General features: G+C 64.5%; 8 protein-coding genes. 1 reads left to right on the top strand and 7 read right to left on the bottom strand.

The genetic code is table 11. The features are described from left to right. Positions 1-211: 211 nt before the first annotated feature. The gene (locus tag RN901_RS03070) at positions 212-448 is read right to left on the bottom strand and encodes a hypothetical protein (protein ID WP_310755817.1); all 237 of its coding nucleotides are present in this window, start codon (positions 446-448) and stop codon (positions 212-214) included. A gap of 324 nt (positions 449-772) precedes the next feature. Here RN901_RS03070 and RN901_RS03065 point away from each other — a divergent pair, with 324 nt between their 5' ends. Further along, complete coding sequence (locus tag RN901_RS03065; protein ID WP_310755815.1) at positions 773-1744, top strand: hypothetical protein; 972 nt, start codon at positions 773-775, stop codon at positions 1742-1744. A 276-nt stretch (positions 1745-2020) separates the two neighbouring features. Here RN901_RS03065 and RN901_RS03060 read toward each other — a convergent pair whose 3' ends face one another. The 6 genes from RN901_RS03060 to RN901_RS03035 all read right to left on the bottom strand — a co-directional run bounded on the left by RN901_RS03060 (position 2021) and on the right by RN901_RS03035 (position 10186). Next, on the bottom strand, positions 2021-3256 hold the full coding sequence (locus tag RN901_RS03060; RefSeq protein ID WP_310755813.1) for an IS256 family transposase: 1236 nt from the start codon (positions 3254-3256) through the stop codon (positions 2021-2023). Positions 3257-3357: 101 nt separating this feature from the next. Beyond that, positions 3358-3801, bottom strand: a complete 444-nt coding sequence (locus RN901_RS03055; RefSeq protein ID WP_310755812.1) for a hypothetical protein — start codon at positions 3799-3801, stop codon at positions 3358-3360. A gap of 11 nt (positions 3802-3812) precedes the next feature. Further along, the gene (locus tag RN901_RS03050) at positions 3813-4328 is read right to left on the bottom strand and encodes a hypothetical protein (RefSeq protein WP_310755810.1); all 516 of its coding nucleotides are present in this window, start codon (positions 4326-4328) and stop codon (positions 3813-3815) included. A 110-nt stretch (positions 4329-4438) separates the two neighbouring features. Beyond that, the gene (locus RN901_RS03045) at positions 4439-5035 is read right to left on the bottom strand and encodes a hypothetical protein (protein ID WP_310755808.1); all 597 of its coding nucleotides are present in this window, start codon (positions 5033-5035) and stop codon (positions 4439-4441) included. A gap of 29 nt (positions 5036-5064) precedes the next feature. Beyond that, a complete protein-coding gene (locus tag RN901_RS03040) occupies positions 5065-8361 on the bottom strand; it encodes a DUF499 domain-containing protein (RefSeq protein ID WP_310755806.1) in 3297 nt (1098 codons plus the stop codon). Positions 8362-8386: 25 nt separating this feature from the next. Next, the gene (locus tag RN901_RS03035; RefSeq protein WP_310755804.1) at positions 8387-10186 is read right to left on the bottom strand and encodes a hypothetical protein; all 1800 of its coding nucleotides are present in this window, start codon (positions 10184-10186) and stop codon (positions 8387-8389) included. Positions 10187-10344: the final 158 nt, after the last annotated feature.

Below are 10344 nucleotides of genomic sequence, written 5' to 3'. Positions count from 1 at the left end.
GCGGCGGCCTCGTCGGCCTGCCGCTTCGCGCGAGCCCAATCGCGGTGTTTCAGCGGATCATCAAACGCCTGAATCACGGTGGGAGATCATGTAAGTCTAATCAGGGCTGCACGATCTGCCACTCCTGCCGTTAGGCGGTCTCGGGACGCGCTTGATCGAAAAGGCCGGAAATACGGGTCGAATTGCGGGAAATCGCAGTGCTTATCGCGGGTCACCGACCACCCCTTGGTGTCGCCTCGTTTGGGTCGCATGGATAACGGTTTCGCCGCTCGAACCCGAACGATTCCCCGTCGATCTTCAGGTCGCGGGCGTTAGCCTTCACGACGTCGACGACATCCTTCGGATAGCCTTGCTCTCCGGTGTGGCCTTCGAGATCGAGGTTCACGCGGAAGTTGGAGCCCGGCGAGCGGGTGAGCTCGACGAGGAGCGCGTCCATGATCCGGGCCACCACGAGTCCGGCTCGGTCCGGCTCGACCGGAATGCTCGCTAAGAGATGTCCTGGCGGCTTCTCGGCAGCCTCCTCCAGCGTTTCGCAGGACCCGGCTTCCTCGCTCCCGGTTGGTCTCGCCCTCGCTCGCCCGTCACCTCCTCAATACCTGTGGGGTCGCCTCTATCGAGGGCCTCCGAGGCCGCTCGGTCAAGTCGTTCGTGTTGGGAGGCGGACGTGTACAGTTCGCCGGAGAGGACGACACACAACTCGTGAAGGGGCGCAGCAGGTTACTTTTCGGCGGCTACGAGCTACCAGAACCTGCAATCGAGAGGGAGATAAGACTTGGGCAATCCTGAAGAACGAGGGACCACTGAGAAGGAGGCCGAGGCCCGCAACGTGCTCGGTCCAAAGGGACCGGAGATCTTGGAGTTCCTGAGTGACGAATTGGCGAAGCGGTTGCCAGACGATGAAGACAAGGACGCCGTTTTGTCAGGACTCGTTCAGGCCGTCGTGACGGAGGAAGTGACACGCCAAACGATCACCAAGCTGCCCATGATTCCTGGTCTGGAGTCCGATGTCGACAAGACCGCTCTCGTCTCGCAATGGAAGTATCTAGCAGAACACTACAGGGGATCGAGTCAGGAACAGGTATTGAGAGAAGGAGCCGAACTGCTTGAGGGCTTAGAGCCTGATGTGGCGACCCAAGTGATTCATGACATCCGTCAACAGCTCGCTGAGGGAATCAACTGGTCCATGGAACGAACCGTAATACAGCCCGCTCTCAAGATTCCGGGCGGGCGGTTAGTTCTTGACGCGTTTCAGGTCAGAGGCCCTCGCGTGGCCCTCTGGAAGCTACGAAGCCGCTTGCTTCGCCTTGGGGCAAAGGGCATCCTGTGGTTTGCAGCGATCTCAGGGATAGGTCACTGGATTCTTTGGGTGCTCTTCGATCAGCCGTACCTGCTACAACACTTTCCCGGCGTGGGCAAGGCGGTGCAATTCATACTGATAAGCTGCACGACTCTTTTGGTATGGGCTTTCACAAGATCCCGAAGCGCACAACATCGGTCGGCCAAGTCAAGGCTGATCAGCACTGCGTTAGCAATCGGTTTCTGGGGACTACTGGCCGGTGCATGGGTTCACTGGGTTTTTTGGGTCTTCTTTCGAATTCCCGATCTTCCGATCGCCTTGGAACCCTTTGTCAAGATGGGGCAAGTTGTGGTTCTCATCGGCGGGCTCGCGGCCGCTTATGCGTTGCTTCGGCAGTCGAACGAGCGCGAGAACGATGGAAAGGGTCAGATGGATCCAATGGCTTAAATTGAAGGGGAACAAGGACCTCAGCGAGAGAGGACGGCGATGGCGAGGGGCAGGATGCTCAGTGAGCGGCAGGAGGAGCTGTCATCGCGGCCGATGCGGGGGTCGGGGCCCTGGAAAAACCCGGGTATTGATCCTCGACGGACAACCCGGAGGCGGGGTGGATGCGTAGTGCATGATCGGCGGAAGCCCGGAAGAGCGGGCAGATGCTCGGCTGGAGCGTGGCTGGATTAGGTTGGCGCGGGAGTGTCAGATTTTCTGTGTAAATGGCCCTCTCACTCATACGGGCACACGGCCCTCGAACACGATCGACAGGTGGTTCAGAGCCGCGGTCCAGTCCTGAACGGGCCGGGTCCAGCGCTGTGAGGCCCTGTCGATCGCGAGGTACAGCACCTTCCTGACCGCCTCCGGGGTCGGGAACGCGCCGCGCTTCCTCGTCACCTTGGTGAGCTGCGCGTTCAGGGCCTCGATCGCGTTCGTCGTGTACATGACCTTGCGGATCTCGGGCGGATAATCGAAGAACGGGGTCAGGTTCGCCCAGTTCGCCCGCCACTTCCGGCTGATCACGGGGAAACGCTCGTCCCAGCGCTCTGAAAAGGCCTCCAGCGCCGTCTCGGCCGCCTCAAGGCTCGGAGCCCGGTAGATGGCCCGCAAGTCCCGGGCGACGGCCTTGCGCTCCTTCCAGGAGACGAACCGGAGCGAGCCGCGCACCAGATGCACGACGCAGAGCTGGACCTGCGTCTTCGGGAACACCGACTCGATCGCCTCGGGAAAGCCCTTGAGTCCGTCGATCGAGGCGATCAGGATGTCCTCGACGCCCCGGTTCCTGAGTTCCGTCAGGACCGAGAGCCAGAACGTCGCCCCCTCCGCCTCGCCCACCCACAGCCCCAGAAGCTCCTTGTTGCCTTCGAGGTTCAGGGCAAGGGCGAGGTAGACCGCGTGGGTCTGCACGTGGCCCCGGGACCGCACCTTCACGTGGATCGCGTCCAGATACACGATCGGGTACACCACATCCAGCGGCCGGCCCTGCCACGCCTTGACGTCGTCCAGCACCGCGTCGGTCACGGACGAGATCAGCGACGGCGAGACCTCGACCTTGTACAGCTCCTTCAGGTGGCCCTGGATCTCCCGCGTCGTCATGCCCCGCGCGTACAGCGCGATCACCTTCTCGTCGAACCCGCCCAACCGACGCTGGCCCTTCCTGACGAACTTCGGATCGAACGTCGAATCGCGGTCCCGCGGCACCTCGATCTCGAACTCCGACGTGTCCGTCTTCACCCGCTTCCGCGTACGGCCGTTGCGCGAGTTGCCGCCGTTGTGGCCCTCCCGCGCGCGCTTCTCGTAGCCGAGGTGGTCGGTGAGCTCGCCCTCCAGCACCCGCTCCATCACACGCTTCGTCAGCGCGTCCAAGAGCCCGCCGCCGCCCATGATCTCCTCCGGGCTGCGGCCCTCCATGAGGCTGTCGAGAAGCTCGTTCACCTCCCGCTCGGTTGCATCCTTCTTCTTCCCGGCCATGGTCTCCTCCTGCTTCCAGAGTCTACTCCATGGCCATTTACACAGAAATCAGCACACTCCCGGTTGGCGCGCATCCATTCGTCGTAGCCGAGCTCGCCTACTCAGTCATCGCCCGCAGCAATCGACGGATGCATGTCTACAACGCATTCGGCGATCATGTCCCCTACCATTGCCGCCTCGTCCGAGTGGCCTGGCGGTAGACCGACCATCTCCGCATGCGACGGGTCAGCATCGAATCCATCAGCCGCATCGAGCGGATCATGAAGGATTCGTAAGGTGTTCAGCTCTTCAGATACTCTGTGCAATACCGTTCCGACATGAAGTTCCGCGAATCGTCCGTTGGGACGGACGCTGAGGCGGAAAAGGCGTCGCACCCCGCTCAACTGTTGAGTCTTCGGCGGCTCAAAAGCTTCCATCCAGTTGACCGACAACCCGCTCTCATCCGGTCGGGACGTGCGCAAGCGAAAGCCCGAGCCGTCAGGAGTGCCATCCTCCAAGACCATACTCGGCTTGACGTAACGGACGACGTGATCGTCTGCGGCCACGTCGGTTCCCTTCATTCGCAAAGCAAGGAATGCAACTCGAAGGCATCTATCTGCCGCCCGATCCCCTCCAAGGAATCGCATCCCGCGACGCGGGAAATCCCGCGATCAGTTTGTCGTCGCCTGAAGATCACATACTGCGCCATATTGCCTCCCAAGAACTGCAAGCCCAAGCGCCCGCCGTGTTCGTCTTTCCATACCGCTCTCAGGTTGCCGTTGTCCATCAGCACCAAATCGCCCCTACGCATGTAAGGTAGCAACCTGACAAACCGTTTGAAATCGCCCTCGGAACCCTCGTTAAGCCCGTAGCCGTCATGCTTCGCCTCATCCCGCAGGTATGCGATCCGAGAGCTGTAGGCATCCAACTTCGAGTCGATGGCACCACGCTGTGCACTTACCTCCGCGAACAGTCGGACGATCACTGGTGAACCGTTGCCGCGTTCGCTCTGGGCCGACTGTCGCATGATGTTGCCGCGTCGCTTCGGAATCCACGTCATTCGCCGCGGATGACTGCTTGGGTCGATCACCATGCACCCATCTCCTCTAACGCCGAAGCGCGTGATGTCCACAGCCTCTGGGAGGCCTTCAAGACCACCCAGATCACCCGCACTTCCCGTTTCCGCCGAGGCATCCTGTACCATCAATCATCCTCCTTGTCGTGCGCCTGCAGCGGAACAAAAACCACCCAACCACCTCCGCCGGCGCTGCCGACGTTTCCTGTCTCGAACCCCGCTCCGCCTCGCCCGCCGTCACCACCGCCTCCAATCCCGATCTCGAACCGGTCGCCAACAGAAAGATCCCCAAGCGAGACGATCAACGTCTCTCCCGGAAACCCGCGCCCACCGTCACCCCCGTTCGATGCGATTCGACCATCTGAAGGTGGCACAATTCCCCCACGACCGCCTTCTCCGCCATCGCCGTGGCGGCAGCCTTTACCGGGCTTGCCTACGACCGGCCTCCCCCCCTCCAGCAACCCACCACCGCCACCACCATCGCCGCCGCCACCGCCGGCTGCCAGATAGATGCTCTGTCCGTGCGTGACGCTCGTCACGCCACCGCCCTCTCCGCCATCGCCTCCATCCGCACCGTAGAGATTCAAACCTTCAAGGCAGAATGCGCCGCCACCCCCACCACCGCCACCGGCGGCACCCCGCACAACCAGCAGACCATACTTCGAAGACCAAGGCCATTCGAAGATCCCTGACTGATCTAGCCGGACAAGTTCTCCTCTCGACATTTAGCATCTCCTTTGACACAGGCTCGTCATCAGATCTCGAAACCGTAGTTGTTTTCGTCGATCTTGAGGTCGCGGGCGTTGGCCTTGACGATGTCGACGACATCCTTCGGATAGCCATTCTCCCCGGCCTTCCCTTCCAGATCGAGGGTCACGCGGACGTTGGAGTCCGGTGAACGGGTGAGCTCGACGAGGAGCGCGTCCATGATCCGGGCGACCACGAATCCGGCCCGGTCCGGCTCGACCGGGATGCTGGCGAAGAACCGGGCTGGCGGCTTCTCGACAGCCTCCTCCTCCGTTTCGCCGGACCCGGGTTCCTCTTTCCCGGTGGTCTCGCCCTCGCCCGCTCCGCTCTCCCCGGGCTCCGGTTCGGGAGACGGGACTGCTTCGCGGCGAACGAGCAGACCGCTCGCGCGCGCCACGCGAACGATGCCCTCCCTAACGCCGTCGTAGGTTCCTGTGTCCTCGTCGAACGCCGCGGCGAATACATAGGGCTCGGCGAGATCCTCGATGAGCTTTTCGAGCGCTCGGTAGAGCGTCGCGTCGTCGCGGATGCGTGGCATGTAGACGTAGGACGCGAACCAGTCGCGGATCGTCGCGATGGGTACCTGCGGCCTGTCGTCGGGCCACACGGGCGAGAGGCTTTGGATGAGGTTCTGCGGTCCCATCTCGGCGATCACGGTGCCGTCTCCCGATACCTTGTCCCAGACAACCTGCGGAATGCCCTTCGCACCGCCCCGGTTGATGAGCCGGGTCGAGCGGACGACGTACCCCCGCTGCGTCCCGTCCGCGCCGTCCTCCGCGCCGGGGGAACCCGGATGGAGCACGTGGACCCACGCTTGGCGGATGCTTCGCAGCAGCGCCTCCCGGCTGCGCTTCGCCTGCGCCTCCGCGTCGCTCGTCTGCGCCCCGGTCAGATTGTCTCGGAGATCGGGGTCTTTCAGAATCGAGTGCCAAGCGCGTTCGCGCTTGGCGTTCTGGCGGGCCGCGTCGATGTTGCTGGCGTCCGGGGCAACGAACACCAAGGCGTTCCGGTAGCTTCGCTGTCCGCTGCCGCGTCGTTCGAGCGCATCGCGGGCGGCCACGACCGCTGGCGATTCGGCACCGGCAGCCGGATCGTGGCAGGCCGAAGGAGGCAGGACGACCAGCGCGGTTGCGCGGCGGTCCTCGATGTCGGTCAGGTTGTCCGGGGCCGCGTGGACGCGATGGAAGCCGGCGCGGTTGCGCTGTTCGTCGCGGAGGACTTCGACGATCCGGGCGTCGGCGGCCCTGTCGCCGACATCGCGTGCGCGGTCGGCGGCGATCTTGTTCAGCGTAGGCTGTGGCGAGTACCAGTAGCTGTCGCCGTCGCGGTAGAGATGGGCGGACCGCCGCGCGAGTTCCTCGAGCGCTTCCCCGAAGATCGCGATCTGATCGCCCGGCTGGGCGCAGGCCAGCCGCAGTTCGCTCCCGGTCAGGCCGCCGCGCCGGACCCCCGCGTGGGGCGCGGTGGCAAAGAACACGGAGCGCGCGGAACGCGTCGCGGCACGAGTCTTCGAGAACCGGGGGCGGCGCGCCTCGATCCTGGCCGTGTGCGCCTGCTCGCCATCGACCTCCGATTGCAGGATCGGGCCGAACGCGCGGTCGAGCGGTTCGAGGAGCGCGGTGCGGACCTTGGCGTCGTGGAAGGGCAGCATCGCGGGCGTGATGAGCGGCGCGGGGCTCTCGCCGCGCCAAAGCGAGTAGACCACGTCGGCCATGATCTTCAGGATGCCGCGCGTGCGCTGGAATTTCTCCAGCACCGACCAGTCGCCGGAGAAGCGCCTCAGGATCTCGGGATGCAGCGGGTAGGCCCGCCGCATCTCCTCGGCGTAGCCCCGTTCGCGGACCTCCGCCGGAAAGTCCGCCGGGTTGTCGCGGTAGAGTTTCCGGAAGGCGCGGATGGTCTTGTCGCGCACCTTCTCCCCGGCCGGATCAAGCGGCTGAAACAACCGGCGTCGGACGATCTCGAACGTCTCGATGCCGCTCGCCGGCATCCACGCGGACTGGACGCGGCCGAAGATCTTCTCAAGGCGGCGAAGCGCGTTGAGGCCCTGTTCGTCGCCGACCTCGGCTCCCGACTCCGGGAGAGAGCCGACTACGACGGCCCCGTCCACCGCTGCGGCGGCCTCCGTCAGCGATTGCATGAACGCGTGGAACGCGTCGTATTCGAGGCCGCGAAGCTGGCGCGCGAACGCCACCACCTCGTCCAGCAGGACAATGCAAGGCGCCGCACCGCGCAGGATCTGGATCATCCGTTCGGAGCCGGGGTTGGTGCGGGCCGCCTCGGAATCCGCGATGCGGTCCACGGCCTCCCAGCCCCCTAGACGCCACGCGAGATAGCCCCAGAGCGTGCGGATCTCGCGCCCGTCCTCGGCGTGCATCGCCTCCGCCGCGCCCTTGTGCGTCCCGACGAAGACGGCGCGGCACACCCGGTCGAGCTTCGCGACGCCCGCAGCCTCGAAGATCGGAGCCATGCCCGCCAGATCCTCGGGCCGGTATCCGTCCTCGGAAGCGCGCGCAAGATGGTGGAGCGCCAGCATGGTGTGCGTCTTGCCGCCGCCGAAATTGGTCTGGAGCCCGATCACGGGATCGCCGCCCTTGCCCGCCAACCGCTCAAGCGTAGAGGTGAGGACGCGGGTGAGCCCCTCGGTGGCGTAGGTGATGCGGAAGAACGCGGCCGGATCCACGTACTCCTCGCTCCCCTCGCCCTGATCGACCAGCGCGAGATTCGCGGCGAACTCGGCGTCGGAGAAGCGGGCGCTGAGCACGTCCGGGTGTGGCTGGCAGACTTCGCGCCAAGGGCGAAGCGGGCCGGGCGGGCGAGGCTCGTCGAGCCCCGGGAGCCGGGGCTCGGCGGCTTGCTCGCTGCCCGCCTCGGCCAACTGCTCGTCGTAGAGCGATCCGATGACCTTGACCTGTGCGCCGCCGCCGACCGCCAGCGCCAACTCGCGCATCGCGTCCAGATAGCGGATCGCCTCGCGGGCCGACATCCGGCCCGCGAAGTGCGCCGCGCTGTTGCGGGCATCCATCGCGAGCGAGACGTAGCTTCTCGCCTTCCTCAGCCGGGCGTCGTCCGAGAAAACCTCCCGCCAGTGGTCGAGCACCGTCTTCAGCTGTGCGTAGACATCCAGTTCGCCGTCCGCCCGGCCTCCCCCCGCGCGGCTCGCGTACTGCCGCCACCGGCCGCCGTACCGCTTCTTCATGTTCCGTTCGACATAGATGCCGAGCGTGACGCGGAGCGCCTCCAGCCCGCGCTCGACACGCCCCTTGGCGGCGAACGCGGGGTTCTCGGGCTTCGTGTGGCTCATCGCACCTTCTCCATTCGGGTAAGCGTCACTCGTCCCATCCGGCCAGTCCTTGCCCGAGGCTGCCCTGGCTATCCGGCGGACGCCGCCCCGACTCCTCCTCGACGCGGATAAGGGCGGCATCCAGCGCGGGCCATTCCTGCGCCAGCGCGTTCCAAACCTGCGCTTCTGCGGCCCGGTTCGTCCGCTCGCAGATGTCGTAGAGGCGGTAGGCCAACATGCGGGCGTTGTCGCCCCGCTCGGCCCCCATCGCCGAGTAGAGCCGCGCCGCCGCGTCCATGCCGCCGTCCGGCGATTCAATCACGCGCGCGAGATGCTGCGCGCACTCCCAGTCGGTCAGGCGCTTGTCGGTTCCCGGGCTCCAGTTGGCCGGCAACTCGTCACGCCGTAGCAGTCGTGCCTTCCCGGCTTGGGCGCTGACCACACCAGCCTTCTGAAGAGTGTCGATCCCGATGTCGTACCCTTGGGCCATGTTGATCGCTTCACCCGACGTGCCCTCTTCCATGCCGAACACCTCGAACCAGTCGATGCAGAAGCGCGTCTCCCGGTCGTAGCCGCTCGCCTCCTCGCCCGAGATCTCGTCCCGAACCTGATTGATGAGCGCGATCGCCGCGCGCACCGTCATCGGGGAGTCGTCCGGCTCCAGCACGTTGGACGCCGCCGTGAATATACCCATCCCGGGACCGATCGACGCCTGAGCCATGTCCACCGGACCCACACCCCCCTCCCGAATCTTCTTGAGCGCGTCGGGGAGCTTAGCCCGTAGGCGGGCTACGAACTCCCTGCGCGTGATGGCCACCGCGTCGTCCGACCGCTTCCGGCAAACCAGCACGACGGACGAGGCGAGCGCGTTGGCACCGAGACCGATAGGGCGATTTGGGAGCTCCGTCCTGACGGGCCACGTGCCGTGGATGACGTAGCCCGCGTCGAACAGTCCTTGGAGGAACGTGGCCCACCCGGCTGAGGTCAGACCCTCTTCGGCGACTTCGGCCTGCTTGAATGCATAGTAGATCGTCACCGGAAAGTCGTCGACGCCCGCAGTGTGCATGTTACGAAGCGCTTGGCCCATGCCCTCCATGAAAAACTGCTCTGCGGCTTCCTTGCCGCCGTGGCGGTAGGGCGTGGCGACGAGTTCCTCGTCCTTGGGCACCTGGACCCGGCGATACAGACCGGGCCAGATGTCGCGGAGCGTCCGACGCTGCCAGATGTAGAAGAAGTCCGATAGGTCGGCATAGCCGATGTTGTCGTAGTAGGGAGGATCGGTCGCCACGACCGCCCTGTACAAGAGGGGCGTGTCTCTAGCTGCATCTTGTTGGATTACGGCCGCCCGCTGTGATACCGTGGGCGAAGAGCCAACGACCTTTCGGATCCAATTGATGCCGGAAATCCAGTTGCCGGTCGAGTCGGAAAAGGGATTTGTCTCTGCGTAATCCCATATCATCGGAATGGCTTGGCGAGCGAACGCATTGCGGATCACCTGCCGTGAGGAGTGCCAGCTGCAATTCGAACTCCAGTAGTCGGCAGCCTTGTCGATGGCTAACCCCAGATACGTCGCCACGGCGTCCGCGTAGGCTTGGGCACCGGTGCCACCGTCGGCGAGTCGAGGCGCTCCGGGGTCCATCCCGGCAGCGAGCGCATCGGCGAGCACCTGCTCCCTCGCCTCCCCGACCAGATCGGAGAACGTCGTCAGCGCCACCAATTGCCGGTCGGTGAAGAGGTCGGCGAACGACGACATCCCGTAGTTCGGAGTCTTGAAGTCCCGCGGGTTGTGGGGTAACTCCTGCTCCGGTAACCAGCTCGTGACCACCGACCGAACGATTTCCTCCATATCCGCCGGGGGATCCAAGTACACCCGCCCTCGTCGGCCTTCGGCCACCAAAGCCATCAGGCAACCCCCTGTTGGCGTGAATCCCGGCAAGAAATCGTCTAAGTTATTACAGGACTGCACGATCTGCGCTTCTTGCCACTAGACCGAATCTGACTCCA

The organism is Candidatus Palauibacter soopunensis, from assembly GCF_947581735.1.
Lineage (GTDB): Bacteria > Gemmatimonadota > Gemmatimonadetes > Palauibacterales > Palauibacteraceae > Palauibacter > Palauibacter soopunensis.
This window is presented reverse-complemented; position numbering and strand designations above follow the sequence as displayed.

Coding starts and splice junctions, on each gene's coding strand:
- RN901_RS03045 (WP_310755808.1), bottom strand. CDS start 5,035: ATGTCGAGAGGAGAACTTGTCCGGCTAGATCAGTCAGGGATCTTCGAA.
- RN901_RS03060 (WP_310755813.1), bottom strand. CDS start 3,256: ATGGCCGGGAAGAAGAAGGATGCAACCGAGCGGGAGGTGAACGAGCTT.
- RN901_RS03040 (WP_310755806.1), bottom strand. CDS start 8,361: ATGAGCCACACGAAGCCCGAGAACCCCGCGTTCGCCGCCAAGGGGCGT.
- RN901_RS03035 (WP_310755804.1), bottom strand. CDS start 10,186: ATGGAGGAAATCGTTCGGTCGGTGGTCACGAGCTGGTTACCGGAGCAG.
- RN901_RS03050 (WP_310755810.1), bottom strand. CDS start 4,328: ATGGTGATCGACCCAAGCAGTCATCCGCGGCGAATGACGTGGATTCCG.